Raw genomic sequence first — 16209 nt, forward strand, 5'->3', positions numbered from 1 at the left:
TTAGGAACACTTTATGTGAAAAGAAATGAAATGTATAGTAAACTCCTACGTCGTAACAAAAAAACGTGAGGTGAGGATATGAAAAAAGTAACAAGAGAAGAAGTTGCATCAATTTTGGTGAAAGATAAGTATTTTTCAAAAGGTAATTACTGGTTAAAGATTTGGCAAACGTTAGTGGCTCTTTTAGGATGGATGATCGTTGTTCTTCCTTTTATATGGGTGTTTTTCCCATTAACGAGACCAGAAAGAGCCAAGGATTTTTCCTTGTACGCTTTTTTATCAGAAAAGAAAATGCTGTATTTCTTAAACGGCTTTTTTGTATTGATTTTTTTCAGTTTCCTGATTACCTCATTTGTATTGACTAGGCGGAACAATCGAAATCTATACAAAAAAGTAAATAAATCTTTTGAATATGAAGATGAAGAATTGGAAAAAAGACAAGAATTACTTGAAGAAATGTATACGGAACGTTTTGGAACAAAAGAAGAGAGAGAAACGGTCCGTTTTTATTCTGTCTCCGCGGAGCAAAATCTAGATACGACATTCATTGCAGATTTGTATAAAGAAAATGGGGTGGAACTGAAATGATCTCAATCACCCATACAGGTAATTTATTCTTAGATACTTGTTTGTCTATTATGTATTTTTTTCTCGTTTCTTATCCGATTTTAGGCGGATTTGTATGGTTTATTGGTGTCTGGTGTTATGTGTTTTTATACAAACATAAGCAAAAAGAATGGGTAGATGTTCCCTTGAGTGTCGAACCGTTCATCACGATCATGGTGCCAGCCCATAATGAAGAAATTGTGATCGAAGATACAATCGAGTATTTGATGACGAAATTGAATTATCACAACTATGAGGTATTAGTGACAGACGATGGTTCAACGGACCAAACACCAGAAATATTAGCTAGACTGATGAAAAAATACGCTAATCTTCGTGTGGTTCGGATCGAAAAAAATAAAGGAAAAGCCCACGCGTTTAATATCGGACTTGCCTTTGCAAAAGGGAAATTGATTTTAAGCAATGATGCAGACACGGTACCGGAGCCAGATGCACTGATTAGGTATGTGAATTATTTCATTCGCCCTGGTGCAAGACATATTGCTGCGGTCACTGCAAATATGGATGTCCAAAATCGTACCAAATTGATTGCAAAATCTCAAACGGTTGAATTCTCAAGTATCGTGGGTATCATCAAACGAACACAGTCAGCTGTTTTCGGTGGTCTTTATGCTTACAGTGGAGCAAATACGATGTATCGAAAAGAAGCCTTGATCGATGTGGGCGGATTCAGACAAGATCGAGCGACAGAAGACATCAGTATTGCTTGGGATCATCAGTTAAATGATTGGGTATCTGTATTTGCTCCTGGGATCATCTTTTTCATGGAAGTACCTGTGACGTTGAAGATGCTATATCGACAAAGAAAACGTTGGGCAAAAGGTGGAACAGAAGTCTGGCTGACGAATTTCAAAAAAGTGATGCTCCATCCTTTTAAACATATTGGAAGAACGATCATCTTCATTGATCAAACATTGAGTATTGTCTGGTCAATATTCTTTTGTATTTCCGTAGTTCTTTTTGCTGGATTAATCGGGCATTATGTATATCAAGGAAACTACGAACAGATTTATATTACTTTTACATTCAGTTTTGTGTTCATCTGCTTTGAAATGGTCGCAGGATTTTTCCAGTTGCTAGCTTCGCTGATTGTAGATGATCGACGAAGAAAATTGAAATACCTTCTTTTCGCACCACTATATATGCTTTTGTTCTGGATAGTGAACGCGATAACGATCGTGACGACTTTCATTCCAGCAGTCAAAACGATTTTAGGTTATGGAAGCGGGACATGGAAAAGCCCGGAACGTACAAAAAAATAAAAGATGCACCGTTTTTTAGACAAACAGCCTGTTGTGTTTATGGTTCTTCCAAACATTTTTGCTTATAATAAGAAATTAGTTAAAAAGTAGTAAGGATGGGAAAAGTGATGAAAAAAAGAATGAAGCCGTTAATCTGGCCAATTGCTGTCTCCAGTATTTTCTTATTGGGACAGACAGCTTTTGCGGAAACTTCTGAACCTGCTCAAACAGAACCTTCAACAACTATAAGCTCTTCTGATGCTGAAAAAGGTGCCTCGGAAACAGAAACGACTTCCAATGTACCGATAGATAATTCAGGAGAAACGATTTCATCTTCAGAAGATACATCAATAAATAGTTCTACCTCTTCTGACCAAATCGATCATTTGCAAGACTTGGAAAATAAAAGAAAAGAACTCGAAGAAGCATTAGAAGCTGCAAAAAACAAATTGAAAGAAGACCAAGCAGCAATCGATCAAGATTTAGCTGATCTTAAAAATAAAGTGGGAAATGACCGTGCACAACTTGAGAAAAAGCTTGCCGAAGCGAAAGCAAAAGCGGAAGCTGTCCAAACAGATCTTGACGGGAAGATCCAACAAGCAAAAGAATTCAATCAGCAATTAAATCAGGTTGCTCAAACAGCTTCTGGAAAGCTAAGTCAAACTCAAGCGGATATCATAGCGGCCAGTCAAGCAATCCACGGAAAGATCAGCGAAGCACAAACAGTTGCTAATGATTTTGAAGCAAAAAAAGCTGACATAGCAGCTAGTATCCAACGAATAAAAGATATTTTGCATTCGGCAGGAGAAAAATCAGTGACCTCTGGAAGCACGACAGAAACAGTTCAGCAAACGACAGAGCCATCCAAATCAACAAGTCAGACTTTGCCAAAAACAAATGAAAAAACAGCTTCTGTCAGTTATTCCTTAGCAGGGGCGGGTGTGTTAGTCGCAGCAGCTTACGGAATCATCCGCAAAAAGAAATAAAAAAGAGAGGATGGGAAGGTAGAGTACCTCGAAGTTAGACTGAAAAATCTAATTCTTGAGTGCCACTACATGTCCCATCTCTCTTTAGTTATTAAAACAGATGTCCCCTACTTATCTCGTGGAGACAGCTGTTCCACTACATGTGACCATCAGCATGCCATTGTCGCTGCCTAATACTTCATAGTCCATTTTTACGCCAATGATCGCATCAGCTCCTAATGCTTTTGCACGTTCGGCCATTTCCGCAAGGGCTTCTTCTCTTGCGCCCATTAGTTCATTTTCATAACTTTTTGAACGGCCGCCGAAGACGTTTCGCAAACCAGCCCCAAAATCTTTCAATACATTGATCCCAGTAATAACTTCACCAAAAACGATTCCTTTATAAGCTACTACGGTTTTTCCTTCCACACTATTCGTGGTTGTTGTAATCATTCGATCACTCCTCTCTTTAATAAAAGTATAACAAAGTTCAAGATGCGCAACACATATTTTCCCAAAATTAGGAATTTATTATATACTTGAATTGTTCATTAATGAAAGCGAAACCAATCGTTAGCAACTATGTAAAAGAAAGGAAGATTCTTGTGAAAAAGAGTATTTTGCTTATTTCTCATAGTCAAAAAGTAACAGATGGTATTAAAGAAATGATTGAGCAGATGCAAAAATCCGAAGAGGTGCAGATCTTTTCTCTCGGCGGAATAAATGGCGAGATCGGATCAGACCCGATGAAAATCGTAGAAGCTGTCAATGAATCAAGTGATGCAGCTAGTTATTTTGTTTTTGCGGATATCGGCAGCGCGGTATTGAATTCGGAACTGGCAAAAGACATGTTGGAAGAAGAACAGCAGCAACGTTATCATCTGGTGGATGCGCCTTTAGTGGAAGGAGCTTTTGCAGCAGCCATCACTGCCGGTATAACGGATGATACTCAGCAAATCTTAACAGAAGCACAAAATGCCGGAAAGAAAGGATGGGAATAAATTGAAAAAAATCATGAATGATCCAAGCAATATTGTCGAAGAAATGCTGGAAGGATTAGTAAAAAGCTATCCAGAACTTGTTCATCGTGTAGAATCTTCCCGTGTTGTAGCCAAGAATCAGAAAGCGGAACAAGTTGGTTTGGTTTCTGGTGGAGGAAGCGGACATGAACCATCCCATGCCGGGTTTGTAGGGGAAGGAATGTTAAGTGCAGCGGTGCTTGGTGATGTGTTTACTTCTCCAACTCCAGATCAGATTCAAACGGCTATCAAGGAAGCGGATAGTGGAAAAGGAGTTTTACTGATCGTTAAGAATTATACAGGGGATGCATTGAACTTCGATATGGCAAAGGAACTAGCTGCTATGGACGATATTGAAGTAGAAAGTGTGATCGTAGATGATGATATCGCCGTTGAAAATAGTACGTATACTGCTGGAAAACGCGGAGTTGCAGGTACTGTCCTTGTACACAAAATCGTGGGCGATGCAGCAAGAAACGGTGCTTCCCTAGCTGAGTTGAAAGAACTGGGAGAAAAGGTCGTACAGGCAACTAAGACGATCGGTCTAGCGCTTCGAGCAGCAACTGTACCAGAAGTAGGGAAACCAGGATTCGAACTAGGAGAAGATGAGATCGAGTATGGTGTTGGTATCCATGGTGAGCCAGGCTATCGTCGAGAAAAGATGCAGCCTTCTAAAGTACTGGCAAAGGAACTTGTTACTAAGATTTTAGATGATTACTCGAATTTACCAAAAGAAGCAGGTGTACTAGTCAACGGAATGGGCGGGACGCCTTTGATGGAACAGTTCGTGTTCATGAATGATGTTTTAGCTTTGTTGGAAGAAAGAGGAGTCAATGTAGTTTTCCGAAAAGTCGGTAATTTCATGACTTCACTAGACATGCAAGGTCTTTCTCTGACACTGATCGACTTGACAGGGACACAATGGAAAGATTCTTTAGAAAGCAATGTACAGACGATTTCATGGTAAAAAATCTCAAGATAAAAGGGTGATAATATGAAACTAAGCGTTCAAGAAATCCAAGAATGGCTCACGCAATTTGCAGAGGCAATCAATCAGAACAAACAATATCTCAGTGATCTAGATACCCCGATTGGCGATGGAGACCACGGAAATAACATGGGAAGAGGAGTTTCAGCTTATGAAGAAGCTTTTCAAGCCGATCATCCTGAAACAATCAGCGATACATTCAAAGTATTTTCTATGGCGATGATATCGAAAGTCGGTGGTGCTTCTGGTCCGTTATACGGATCTGCATTCATGAACATGATGAAAGCGACAAAAGAGGTCGATTCTATTGATTCTCAAGAAAAATTAGGAGAAGTGATCGAGCAGGGAACAGCGGGTATTCAAAGCCGAGGAAAGGCAGAAGCTGACGATAAAACGATGTTAGATGTTTGGCTGCCAGTCACAGAGGCATTGAAGGCAGGGAATTTAACAAAAGAAATCATTGACCAGGCAAAAGAACACACCAAAGACTTGGTAGCTAAAAAAGGACGAGCTTCCTATCTAGGAGAGCGTGCAATCGGACATATCGACCCAGGAGCTGCTTCTAGTGCCATTTTATTTTCAACGCTTTTAGATGTGATCAATCAACCTTAAGTTCAATAAAACTGCGGTGATGCTCATCGCAGTTTTTTGTTTGGCTGTTCTTATGACTTGATGCAGAACAGCTTTTTCACAACCTCTATTTGTCCATATCGCAAAATTCAGGTAGAATACAAAAGATAACGGAAAGAGGCGAAACAATGGAACTTGGAAAATCAGATTATCAGTTGTTTGATCGACCAATCTACGCATTCAAACAGCTCAAAGAGAGCCATCCAACAGATAAGATCGAACAAATCAAGAAAGAATATAAAGAACACTGGCAAAAATGGAAAGAGATTCAGCTCCAGACAGCTGCACTTTTGCCTGATATGTACGGCATGAGCAAACCTAAAATCGAAAGCTGGACGAATGGCTGGAATTTACGCAGTCATTTTTGGAGCGCGTACCGAAGCGAATCTCGTCAAGACGAGAATGCCTGTCTAGCAGTTTTGTTGAATCAAAAACAATACCAAATCTATTTGATGTACCAACATTATAAAAGCGAAGAACGATATGGTAGCATTGCAGCGTATAACCAGTTGCTTGCGATACTGAAAGAGTGGAGCAAAACAGTCGATATCAAGGATTATTACATATGGCCGCAACCAGAACATGAACTTGACGACCACTTAGCTTTGTCTGACTATTTGTCCGATACAAAGAAACAAGAAGAGTTGAAAAAAGCGATGAGAGACCGAACCTTTCAAATGGGTAAACTATTCTTCTATCCGCAAGAAATCGAACACGTTGAGCAAATAACCGCTGAAACCTTACAAGAACTAGCACCACTATATCAAAAGCTAGGTGCGGAAAAATTTCAATAGACAACACGAAATAAGCAATGCGAAAAACAAACCTTACTCTCGGCTTGCGAGTGAAGGTTTGTTTTTGATTATTCAAAAAGTAAATATTTAAAAAATTGATAGGAATCAATTACTTAAGGTCTCAAAAGAAGGAAAATAAAGCAAGTGACAAAAAGAAATCCACTCTATTTGCTGGTATCTGGTTCGCTTGACGTTTATGCTATGATAAAAGAAAATTATCAGTTGGAATAAGGCAAGCCATGTTCCTTTATTAGAAATAGCTGTTTAGAAGGAGGAGAGATTATGAGTCATGATCATTTATGTGTTTCATTTGTTCCTTTGTTCAATCACTTAGTACAGCAAGATCAAGAAAAAGTACACGCACTTGTCAAACATCACTATGTGGAAAAAGGAGAACAGATTCTTGCGCCGAATGGAGAACCTCAATTAGTGATCGTGGCCTCCGGCAGTATGAAAGTGTATCAATTATCTGCTAGCGGAAAGGAACAGCTTTTACGAGTAATAGAGCCGGGCGGATATGAGGGAGAGAGCCAGTTGCTAGGCGTTCCAAATGAGTCTTTATTTGGCGAAGCACTAGAAAAAACGGAAATTTGCATATTGAGACAAAAAGATTTCTCGGAACTCTTACTGCATTATCCCGCCCTTAGTCTGAAACTTTTAGCAATCAACGTTGAGAAATTAACAAAAGTACAGCAGCAGACAACTTTTTTGATGATGGAAAAAGTAGAAGAACGAGTCGCTGTCTATCTGCTTGACTTAGCTAAAGCGACAGGGAAGGATCACTTTTTCCTGCCAATGAAAATGAAAGAACTTGCTGCATTTATCGGTACGACCCCCGAAACTTTATCTAGAAAATTTAAATTATTAGAGGAGAATGGTTATGTAAAAAGAAAGAATCGAGAAGTCTGGATCATTGATAAAGAGCAGTTAGAAGACTTGTAAATAAAAAAATGACCTTCAAATGTTGGATTTTTGACCCAGATTTGGAGGCTAGCATGAAATTGTACATGCTTTTTTATTATCCTTCTAGTAAGTCTCTTCGCCTATAACCAATAGAACCAAGGACGAACAGTGCAAGGCTGATACATGATAACGTAAGGAACACGGAAAGATCAAAAGAATCGTTTGGCATCCGTGGAACCCAGCTAGGGACAGCTGTTTTGGAAAACCATTCTGGTAAATCCAAAATTCCGCCAAAGTAATTGAGTGCAAAGGAGTAAGCTAAGTAGATATAAGCAAGTTTACCCATTCGAGGAAGCCATCCGAATAGAAAGCCACTAATTCCGATAAACACTAAAACGGCAGGCAGGAAATTGAACCCGGCTTTAAGAAACATCAATAGATCCATGTCTTTCGCATCCTTCATCGAAGCCAAAGCAGAAAGCCCTAGTGCACCAGAACTAATCAGGATTGCCAATATAGCAAATAGAATAGCTAGTAACATATTGGTCCAATAAAGTTGGTTCCTAGAAATTTTTGTTGCGAACAGCTGATTCATACGTCCGTGGGTTTCTTCTGTAAATAAACGATTGATGCTAGCAATTGGTAAAATAGCAGCTAGACAAATCAAGACGACCATGATCATGCTTGTAAAGTTTTTTTCAATTGAGACGCCAGATTGGATAAACATCTGTTTCATTAAGTCGTTACTTTCTAAAAACTGTTGCATATTCCCGTAGATAGAGCCGTATGCCGCCCCCATCAAACCAAAAGTGATAAGCCAACTGATTGTCATCCCTTTATTTAGATAGAATAATAAACCACGCAAGGATAAAAGAGAACGTTTAGCATACGGTTTTCCTTCACGTTCGGGGATATAGCCGGTGTTCAAATCTCGATGTTCCTCTAAAACAAATGAACTGATTATCAAGATTAGACTGAACAAAAACAAATAAAGCAAAGGAATCCAGTTGTTAGTTGTAAATGGATAGGTCAAATAAGACCAGCCTAAAGGATTCCACATCGAAAGGGAGGAATCAGCTACATCTGTTATTGCTCGTAGAAGGTAAAGTCCACCTAAAAACGCTAAAGACAGACCATTCGAACTGGCTGAACTTGGCATCAGTTGTGCAGCAAACAGTGCAACGGCACTCCCCAAAATCCCCATACTACCTACAGATAGCCCAAAAAGCCAAGCACCTTCTGCAGTGATCGAATCTGCTTGGAAAAAAATCATCGTACAGCTGATCGATATTGCTAAAAGCAAATTGATCAGAATACTTTCAGCGATGACAGCTAAAGAGTTTGCTTGACGTCCGACTCGAAAGGAACGAATAAGTTCAATCAGACCAAGTTCTTCTTTTTTTCTCGTTTGGCTCACCACGTGTAAAACAGAGATCACAGCAGCAAACAAACTGCAAAAAAGCAACATTTCATTTGCATACATCGCTCCTAAAGTATACTCAGCAGCATTCGAAGCTGGAGTTGGTCCGACCATTGCAATCATTGCCGGGTTTTGCAAGGTTTCGTATAATCCAGCTAATCCTTGTCCGGAAGTCAATTCTTCAAACGCAGGGACAAAACCACCAGAAAAAGTAGTGACACCGACTAGCCATATCAGGATCTTTTTCCAGTCACGGCTAAGGTTTTGAGAAAAAAGGGTGGACCAGCGTGAAAATTTATCAGTCATTTCGCTTCCTCCTCATCCTTCATAATGTCTCATGAATAAATCCTCAAGAGTCGGTGGAATAGATTCAAATTTTTTCGCACCTAATTTGGACGCTTCAGCTAAAATCACATCGAAAGCTTCGTTATCAGCAGCAAATTGAGCGAGGTGACCTTTTTGCACAAAGTCATGGACACCGTTCAATTGTGCTAAGTGACTATTCTCTGTTTCTGTTTCTATAGTGATGGTCGAACGAGTCAAATGACGCAATTCATCGAGTGTTCCTTCTTCTACGACTGTTCCTTCGCGTATGATCACGACTTTATCCGCTAGTCGCTCGACTTCACTGAGAATATGAGAAGAAAGTAGGATGGATTTGCCCTGTTCTTTCAATTTTTCAACTTCTTCTTGGAAAATCGTTTCCATCAAAGGATCTAAACCAGAAGTAGGCTCATCAAATAAATAGAGATCCGAATCAACAGCCAAAGCAGCAATCAAGCCCACTTTTTGGCGATTTCCTTTTGAATAGTTTTTTGCTTTTTTCTTAGGATCAAGAGAGAAACGTTGAATCAGTTCATCTTTTTTTTGAGCACTCCCTTTTCCATGAAGCTTCATGAAGAGATCGATGATCGCTCCTCCAGTCAAATTTCCCCACAAAGAGATATCGCCTGGAACATAAGAAAGACGTTCATGGATAGATAAAATATCTTCCCATACATCTTGCCCAAAAATCGTTGCCGTTCCGCCGTCTTTTTTTATAATCCCTAAAAGTGTCCGAATCGTCGTGGATTTTCCAGAACCATTTGGTCCGATAAATCCAACGACTTCACCTGAATGTACGGTGAAAGAGACATCTTTTAAAGCTTCGAAACGTCCAAAGCTCTTTTTCAAATGTGTGACTTTGACTATTTCTGCCATAAAAACCCCACTCCTTTTTCTAAAAATATATACTAAACAAGATTAAATAGTTTAATAAAATGGTTTTATACCTTTTTATAAAACTTTTTTTATTATTTTAGTACATAATATTCTTTTTATAAATTTTCTGTCAATGAATTCATAAACAAGGAATTGCTAGCTTGATACTTTCTCAATAGATAGTTATAATAAACCTCAGAATAAATTTGAACTATATATATTATAAAAGTTTAAAATTACGGGAGGCTCTACAAATGAACGGTTTTGAAAAGAGAGCACAAGAGAAAAAGAAAGAGATTTTACAAGCAGCTTTTGACTTGATGAACACAGACATAGGAACCGCTGGAGTGACAATGGATAAGGTAGCTGAGAACGCTCAGGTAAGTAAAGCGACGATTTTTAAATATTTTGGCAGCAAGGAAGGGCTGATTTATGAAGTATTTTTTGCATTTATGAATGATTTAGGGCAAGAAGCGAAAGCGTTGATTGCGGAAAATCTTCCATTTGAAGAAACACTGATTGCCATGAGTGAAAACAAAATCCGTTATCTCAATCGAGTGAACAAACAATTTTATATCGATTTGATGACATACTATACAAAAAAAGAAAAAAAAGAATTTTCTGACGCGATGGATGCGTATACGCAAGAAAGTTTCAGTATCATGCTTGATCTTTTCCATCGAGGGCGGAAAGAAGGAAAAGTGGATTTGAAATATTCGGATGAGTTCTTGATCCTCTATTTTCAAGCAATGGTAGAAGGAATTTCTAAGCCGGAGATATACGCAAAACTGCTTCCATATACAGCAGAATGGACAGAAGTCCTGATCAAGGGAATCGCACCGAAGAAGAAATAAAGCATAAAAAAGCCGAAACTGACGATAAAATGTCAGTTCGGCTTTTTTGGTTCATAAATGACGTAAAATCAAGCAGATTCGCGTGCTTCTTTGTCATAGACATCATGGACATTGATGAATGGATCAAGAATAGGATTTTTTCCGTCTAAATCAGATTGAAAACGAATGCCATCGATATTGATCCGAGCATTTCGATAGAAATCGGTACCTAATTGTCCCCAAGCTGGTGTAGAAGCATCGACATTACAGAAAATATCGAAACCTTGACTCTTCAAGTAAGCAAATTTTTGATTTTCTGCTGAATAAGGCTGCCAGTCGCTGATGTCTGCACCAAATGGATAAATCAGAATATTTGTTTTTCCTAGGATAGGTGCAACTTCTTGCTGCCACAATTCATTGTCTTTTTTTACATCTTCTAGTGAAGCTTGAGTCATATTCAAGTGACCCCATGTATGGGAAGCAAAGCTCCAGCCATCTTTCTTCAACTGTTCCGCCACTTTTTTAGCTTCTTTAATCTCTTTTTTTGTTTTTTCATTGTCTCCATATTGAGATTTTGATGTTCGATAACCTAAAACTCCGTTGTAACCTGTCAGGGCCAAGGTACCTTTTGCGCCTCGATAAGAAAAATCAGGATGTTTCTTGACAAAAACATCGATCAGAGGAACCATGTCAAAGTCACCGATTTCTTCTTTATCTTTCTCTTTATAGACATTTTTGATTTCATTGTTATTTGATACGACCAATCGGCTAGGAAAACCGGAATTATCCATATATTCATAATAGCTGACATCATCTTGTGAAAGAACCAATGGTTTTTTTCCTTCAGGTAGCGCAAGCCCGTTAAAGGAAAGATTTCCTTGTTCGTCTTTTTGGATCAAATCATTCAAATTAACTAAAACAAAATCATTTTGATAAAGTTGTTCGATCGAACGGTTGAATTCTTCAACAGTCACCATATAATCTTTGTATCCTTGTGCCTGTTGAGAGTGGAAGGCTTTTTGCGGGTCCACGATTAAGCTGTGGAAAAAAACATGAGAGATCTGAGTAGGATCAGACCAGTCGATCAATTGTTCTTTCTCCTTTTTTAGTGTTTGAAGAAGCTGTTGTGTTTCAGTAGATCCGTTCTTACTATCTTTTTCCAATAACGCAATCGCTTGGTCATAATCGTAGCTTTGAGCCAGATTTTTTGCTTGAGTAACTAGTTGTTGCTTATCATCTGTCGGTTCTTTTGCTTTTTCTGTTATTTTTTTTTCAGGAATGATTGGTTCTTTTTTTGTAGATGATCGGATGACAAAAAACAAACTTAGAATTAAAATAACGATAGTTAAAGCAGAAGTGGCTCCTAAAATAATTTTTTGCTTTTTTTCCATATACCTCGTCCCTTGCTTTTTCATTTTTTTACTTGTCCCATTCCTTATTGTAACGAAGAAAGAATAAGAGGCAAAGTAAAGTGACTTCTCGATAAATTGCAGAAAAAATACAGAAAAAGTTATTTCTTTTAACAATAATTGAAAATAAAATGTTCGGAATTAGAGCGGATTCAAAAAAGAAAAAATGAGGAATTTAAAAAAAATATCCTTTTTCTGTTGACAAAGAAAAAGTTGCGCTCTATGATAGACACATATTAATAATAACAAGACGAAGATCGAAACGAAGTAGTTGTTAAAGCCAATGTTTCAGAAAGCTGGTGGTCGCTGCAAACCAGTACATGCTTTAAAGCGAATTACATTTCAGGAGTCTTTGGCAGTGATTGCCACGCGACAGCGTTAAATGTTCGAGAGGTATGTTGGATATCTAGACATACAAATTGGGTGGTACCGCGAGATTTCGTCCCTTGGCTTATATGCCAAGGGACTTTTTTTATTTCCTATCCTATCCTGAAGAAATAATTAATTACACATGCTAGCAGTTTCCTGCTTTCATAAAAAAACTACACGGAGGTCAGTAAAATGAATATTATTGATGAATTAACTTGGCGCGACGCCATTAATCAGCAAACAAACGAAGAAAGACTTCGCGAGCTCGTTGAAGAAAAGAGCATTTCACTTTATTGCGGCGTTGATCCAACTGGTGATTCGATGCATATCGGACATTTGATTCCATTTATGATGATGAAAAGATTCCAATTGGCAGGCCATCATCCATATATTCTGATTGGCGGCGGAACAGGAACGATCGGCGACCCAAGCGGCCGCAAAACAGAACGTGTGTTGCAAACGATGGAACAAGTGCAACATAACGTGGACGCACTTTCCAATCAAATGAGAAAATTGTTTGGTAAAGATGCAAATATCACATTTGTGAACAACTACGACTGGTTGTCAAAAATCTCTTTACTTGAATTTTTGAGAGACTACGGTAAAAACTTCAACATCAACACGATGTTAGCAAAAGATATCGTTGCCAGCCGTTTGGAAGTAGGAATCTCATTTACAGAGTTTACTTACCAAATCCTGCAATCTATCGACTTTTTGCATCTGCATAAAACATACGATGTGCAATTGCAAATCGGTGGAGCAGACCAATGGGGAAATATCACAGCTGGATTAGACCTAATCCGAAAATTAGAAGGACCAGAAGCAGAAGCGTTCGGTTTAACGATCCCATTGATGTTGAAGGCTGATGGAACGAAATTCGGAAAAACTGCAGGCGGTGCCGTTTGGCTTGATCCGAAGAAAACTTCACCATTTGAGTTCTACCAATTCTGGTTGAATCAAGATGATCGCGATGTAGTGAAATACTTGAAATTCTTTACTTTCTTGTCTCAAGAAGAAATCGAAGACTTAGCGAAAAAAGTAGAGACAGAACCTGAGAAACGTGAAGCACAACGCCGTTTGGCAGAAGAAGTTACAAGATTTGTGCATAGTGAAGAAGACTTGAAAGAAGCGCAAAAAATAACGCAAGCATTGTTCTCTGGAAATATTAAAGAACTAAATGCGGAAGAAATCGCGCAAGGATTCGGTAAAATGCCGAACGTTGAAATTTCAAGCACACCTGAAAATATCGTGGAACTGCTTGTTTCCACAAAAATTGAACCATCTAAACGTCAAGCACGTGAAGATGTTTCAAACGGAGCTATAAGTATTAACGGTGACCGCGTTACCGATTTAAATTTTGTCATAAATCCATCCGATGAATTCGATGGTAAGTTTGTGGTTATTCGAAAAGGTAAGAAAAATTACTTTTTGGCCAAAGTAATTGATTAGAATTTAGTAAGTTTTTACCTTGGAAAAGGGAAATACTATTACAACATTCCAATTTTGAAACCCATCCTAAAATAGAACGCTGGTTGTCGTTAATACAATCTTTGCGAGGGAGTTTACATTTGTAAATTCCCTCGTTTTTTTTAATTATTTCAAAAGTGTGAACAATTCGGATAATTGATACATATTAAAATATGATTAAAAAGCAGGCCAAAACTTAGTTTACAGAATAGAAGAACAGGTGTAATGTAGGGCTCGACAAAATTTAAATATTTTTTTAGGAGGGTTTCACTATGAGTGAATCATTGTCGAAAGATCTAAACCTAAATGCCCTATTCATTGGGGACAAAGCTGAGAACGGCCAAATCTATAAAGCTTTGTTGAATGAATTGGTGGATGAACATTTAGGCTGGCGTCAAAACTACATGCCTCAAGACATGCCTATTATTACGCCAGAAGAAAAAAGCAGTGCTAGTTTTGAACACACTGTGAATAAAACAAAGGATGTTCTATCAGAAATTTCAGCGCGGATGCGTACCCATTCCGTTCCTTGGCATAATGCCGGACGTTACTGGGGTCATATGAACTCTGAAACATTGATGCCATCTTTACTAGCGTACAATTTTGCTATGCTATGGAATGGTAATAACGTTGCCTATGAATCTTCTCCTGCAACAAGCCAAATGGAAGAAGAAGTAGGAATGGAATTTGCAAAATTAATGAGCTATAAAGATGGCTGGGGCCACATCGTTGCTGATGGTTCTTTAGCAAACTTAGAAGGACTTTGGTATGCCCGCAACATCAAATCATTGCCGCTTGCAATGAAAGAAGTGACACCTGAACTAGTTACTGGAAAAAGCGATTGGGAATTAATGAACTTGTCAACAGAAGAAATCATGAATCTGTTAGACAGCGTCCCAGAAAAAATCGACGAAATCAAAGCTCACTCAGCACGTAGCGGAAAACATTTAGAAAAATTAGGAAAATGGTTGGTTCCACAAACTAAACACTATTCATGGCTAAAAGCTGCCGACATCATCGGTATCGGTTTAGACCAAGTGATTCCAGTGCCAGTTGACCACAACTATCGCATGGACATCAACGAACTTGAAAAAATCGTTCGTGGTCTAGCAGCTGAAAAAACACCAATCCTAGGTGTAGTCGGTGTTGTAGGATCAACAGAAGAAGGAGCAATCGACGGTATTGATAAAATCGTTGCATTGCGTCGCGTATTAGAAAAAGACGGTATTTACTTCTACTTACACGTAGATGCTGCTTATGGCGGATACGGCCGTGCGATTTTCTTAGACGAAGACAACAACTTCATTCCATTTGAAGATTTAAAAGATGTTCATTACAAATACAATGTCTTTACAGAAAACAAAGATTATATCTTAGAAGAAGTACACAGTGCATATAAAGCAATCGAAGAAGCAGAATCTGTAACGATCGACCCACATAAAATGGGTTATGTTCCATATTCTGCCGGTGGTATCGTCATCAAAGATATCCGCATGAGAGACGTTATCTCTTACTTTGCGACATATGTATTTGAAAAAGGCGCAGATATCCCAGCATTACTTGGGGCTTATATCTTGGAAGGTTCAAAAGCAGGGGCAACAGCAGCCAGCGTTTGGGCAGCACACCATGTCTTACCTTTGAATGTCACAGGATATGGTAAATTAATGGGTGCATCAATCGAAGGTGCACATCGTTTCTACAACTTCTTGAATGACTTGTCATTTAAAGTAGGAGACAAAGAAATCGAAGTTCATCCATTAACTTATCCAGATTTCAATATGGTAGACTATGTATTCAAAGAAAAAGGCAACGATGACTTAGTTGCAATGAATAAATTGAACCATGACGTATATGATTATTCTTCATACGTGAAAGGAAGCATTTACGGTAATGAGTTCTTAACTTCACATACTGACTTTGCTATCCCAGACTATGGCAACAGCCCATTACAATTTGTGAACCAACTAGGATTCTCAGATGAAGAATGGAACCGTGCCGGAAAAGTAACTGTATTGCGTGCCAGCGTAATGACACCATACATGAACAAAGAAGAACACTTTGAAGAATATGCTGAAAAAATCAAAGCAGCTCTTCAAGAAAAATTGGAAAAAATCTACGCAGACCAATTATTGGCAAGCGAAGCAAAATAAGCAAGGTAATCATGTTAGAAAACAGCTTGAATACTAACTGTTTCTGACGCATGTTTGGATCTGAAGAGCAAGGGGAGACCTAAGCTCTTCGATCCCTTTGTTTTGAGGTTGTCTTTGAAGAAACCCTTCAAGCAATAGACTCAAAGAATCCCCTCAAATATTCGCTGAATTGTTTCGTTTATTGCTGAAACTAC

Annotated in this window: 15 protein-coding genes and 1 other annotated feature; of the genes, 11 read left to right on the plus strand and 4 right to left on the minus strand. The window is 38.6% G+C overall.

All coding sequences use genetic code 11. The features are described 5' to 3' along the window. Positions 1-78: 78 nt before the first annotated feature. The 3 genes from RBL01_RS01680 to RBL01_RS01690 all read left to right on the plus strand — a co-directional run bounded on the left by RBL01_RS01680 (position 79) and on the right by RBL01_RS01690 (position 2854). Entirely contained in the window at positions 79-588 is a 510-nt protein-coding gene (locus tag RBL01_RS01680) for a hypothetical protein (RefSeq protein WP_002319538.1), read from the plus strand. Further along, positions 585-1889 carry a glycosyltransferase family 2 protein gene (locus RBL01_RS01685; RefSeq protein ID WP_002319539.1) on the plus strand — a complete coding sequence of 435 codons (1305 nt, stop codon included), beginning with the start codon at positions 585-587 and terminating at the stop codon, positions 1887-1889. The genes RBL01_RS01680 and RBL01_RS01685 overlap by 4 nt, the downstream gene beginning before the upstream one ends. Positions 1890-1996: 107 nt before the next feature. Beyond that, the gene (locus RBL01_RS01690; protein WP_002317153.1) at positions 1997-2854 is read left to right on the plus strand and encodes an LPXTG cell wall anchor domain-containing protein; all 858 of its coding nucleotides are present in this window, start codon (positions 1997-1999) and stop codon (positions 2852-2854) included. Positions 2855-2965: 111 nt separating this feature from the next. Here the strand turns inward: RBL01_RS01690 and RBL01_RS01695 are convergent, their stop codons facing one another. Next, complete coding sequence (locus RBL01_RS01695) at positions 2966-3286, minus strand: putative heavy metal-binding protein (RefSeq protein WP_002292575.1); 321 nt, start codon at positions 3284-3286, stop codon at positions 2966-2968. Between the two features lie 152 nt (positions 3287-3438). Here RBL01_RS01695 and dhaM point away from each other — a divergent pair, with 152 nt between their 5' ends. The 5 genes from dhaM to RBL01_RS01720 all read left to right on the plus strand — a co-directional run bounded on the left by dhaM (position 3439) and on the right by RBL01_RS01720 (position 7206). Continuing rightward, entirely contained in the window at positions 3439-3834 is a 396-nt protein-coding gene (gene dhaM / locus RBL01_RS01700; RefSeq protein WP_002304157.1) for a dihydroxyacetone kinase phosphoryl donor subunit DhaM, read from the plus strand. Then, positions 3809-4819: a dihydroxyacetone kinase subunit DhaK gene (gene dhaK, locus RBL01_RS01705; RefSeq protein WP_002324360.1), complete on the plus strand. Its 1011-nt coding sequence runs from the start codon at positions 3809-3811 to the stop codon at positions 4817-4819. The genes dhaM and dhaK overlap by 26 nt, the downstream gene beginning before the upstream one ends. Positions 4820-4846: 27 nt before the next feature. Continuing rightward, a complete protein-coding gene (gene dhaL, locus RBL01_RS01710) occupies positions 4847-5452 on the plus strand; it encodes a dihydroxyacetone kinase subunit DhaL (protein WP_002319542.1) in 606 nt (201 codons plus the stop codon). Between the two features lie 146 nt (positions 5453-5598). After that, a complete protein-coding gene (locus RBL01_RS01715) occupies positions 5599-6264 on the plus strand; it encodes a glucose-6-phosphate 1-dehydrogenase family protein (protein ID WP_002289292.1) in 666 nt (221 codons plus the stop codon). 282 nt (positions 6265-6546) lie between these two features. Then, positions 6547-7206: a Crp/Fnr family transcriptional regulator gene (locus tag RBL01_RS01720; protein ID WP_002289290.1), complete on the plus strand. Its 660-nt coding sequence runs from the start codon at positions 6547-6549 to the stop codon at positions 7204-7206. 76 nt (positions 7207-7282) lie between these two features. On the opposite strand, the gene RBL01_RS01725 is transcribed toward RBL01_RS01720, so the two are convergent. Together RBL01_RS01725 and RBL01_RS01730 are read right to left on the minus strand one after the other, a co-directional pair. Then, positions 7283-8893: an ABC transporter permease gene (locus RBL01_RS01725; RefSeq protein WP_038809639.1), complete on the minus strand. Its 1611-nt coding sequence runs from the start codon at positions 8891-8893 to the stop codon at positions 7283-7285. Positions 8894-8905: 12 nt separating this feature from the next. Then, positions 8906-9787 carry an ABC transporter ATP-binding protein gene (locus RBL01_RS01730; RefSeq protein WP_002319544.1) on the minus strand — a complete coding sequence of 294 codons (882 nt, stop codon included), beginning with the start codon at positions 9785-9787 and terminating at the stop codon, positions 8906-8908. 254 nt (positions 9788-10041) lie between these two features. Between RBL01_RS01730 and RBL01_RS01735 the strand changes: the two genes are divergently transcribed. Then, on the plus strand, positions 10042-10641 hold the full coding sequence (locus RBL01_RS01735; protein ID WP_002294634.1) for a TetR/AcrR family transcriptional regulator: 600 nt from the start codon (positions 10042-10044) through the stop codon (positions 10639-10641). Positions 10642-10709: 68 nt separating this feature from the next. On the opposite strand, the gene RBL01_RS01740 is transcribed toward RBL01_RS01735, so the two are convergent. Next, the gene (locus tag RBL01_RS01740) at positions 10710-12011 is read right to left on the minus strand and encodes a polysaccharide deacetylase family protein (RefSeq protein ID WP_002339555.1); all 1302 of its coding nucleotides are present in this window, start codon (positions 12009-12011) and stop codon (positions 10710-10712) included. Positions 12012-12273: 262 nt separating this feature from the next. Next, positions 12274-12479 (plus strand) — a binding site (T-box leader). Between the two features lie 111 nt (positions 12480-12590). Between RBL01_RS01740 and tyrS the strand changes: the two genes are divergently transcribed. Both tyrS and tdc read left to right on the plus strand, forming a co-directional pair. Beyond that, positions 12591-13847, plus strand: coding sequence for a tyrosine--tRNA ligase (gene tyrS, locus RBL01_RS01745; protein ID WP_002286405.1), 1257 nt, complete (start codon positions 12591-12593; stop codon positions 13845-13847). Positions 13848-14137: 290 nt separating this feature from the next. Continuing rightward, positions 14138-16015 carry a tyrosine decarboxylase gene (gene tdc / locus RBL01_RS01750; RefSeq protein ID WP_002319546.1) on the plus strand — a complete coding sequence of 626 codons (1878 nt, stop codon included), beginning with the start codon at positions 14138-14140 and terminating at the stop codon, positions 16013-16015. Positions 16016-16209: the final 194 nt, after the last annotated feature.

The organism is Enterococcus sp. SB12 (assembly GCF_030910025.2).
In the GTDB taxonomy this organism is placed as follows: domain Bacteria; phylum Bacillota; class Bacilli; order Lactobacillales; family Enterococcaceae; genus Enterococcus_B; species Enterococcus_B faecium.

Coding starts and splice junctions, on each gene's coding strand:
- RBL01_RS01740 (WP_002339555.1), bottom strand. CDS start 12,011: ATGGAAAAAAAGCAAAAAATTATTTTAGGAGCCACTTCTGCTTTAACT.
- RBL01_RS01695 (WP_002292575.1), bottom strand. CDS start 3,286: ATGATTACAACAACCACGAATAGTGTGGAAGGAAAAACCGTAGTAGCT.
- RBL01_RS01690 (WP_002317153.1), top strand. CDS start 1,997: ATGAAAAAAAGAATGAAGCCGTTAATCTGGCCAATTGCTGTCTCCAGT.
- RBL01_RS01685 (WP_002319539.1), top strand. CDS start 585: ATGATCTCAATCACCCATACAGGTAATTTATTCTTAGATACTTGTTTG.
- RBL01_RS01735 (WP_002294634.1), top strand. CDS start 10,042: ATGAACGGTTTTGAAAAGAGAGCACAAGAGAAAAAGAAAGAGATTTTA.
- RBL01_RS01730 (WP_002319544.1), bottom strand. CDS start 9,787: ATGGCAGAAATAGTCAAAGTCACACATTTGAAAAAGAGCTTTGGACGT.
- dhaL (WP_002319542.1), top strand. CDS start 4,847: ATGAAACTAAGCGTTCAAGAAATCCAAGAATGGCTCACGCAATTTGCA.
- tdc (WP_002319546.1), top strand. CDS start 14,138: ATGAGTGAATCATTGTCGAAAGATCTAAACCTAAATGCCCTATTCATT.
- dhaK (WP_002324360.1), top strand. CDS start 3,809: ATGCCGGAAAGAAAGGATGGGAATAAATTGAAAAAAATCATGAATGAT.
- RBL01_RS01715 (WP_002289292.1), top strand. CDS start 5,599: ATGGAACTTGGAAAATCAGATTATCAGTTGTTTGATCGACCAATCTAC.
- RBL01_RS01680 (WP_002319538.1), top strand. CDS start 79: ATGAAAAAAGTAACAAGAGAAGAAGTTGCATCAATTTTGGTGAAAGAT.
- tyrS (WP_002286405.1), top strand. CDS start 12,591: ATGAATATTATTGATGAATTAACTTGGCGCGACGCCATTAATCAGCAA.
- RBL01_RS01725 (WP_038809639.1), bottom strand. CDS start 8,893: ATGACTGATAAATTTTCACGCTGGTCCACCCTTTTTTCTCAAAACCTT.
- RBL01_RS01720 (WP_002289290.1), top strand. CDS start 6,547: ATGAGTCATGATCATTTATGTGTTTCATTTGTTCCTTTGTTCAATCAC.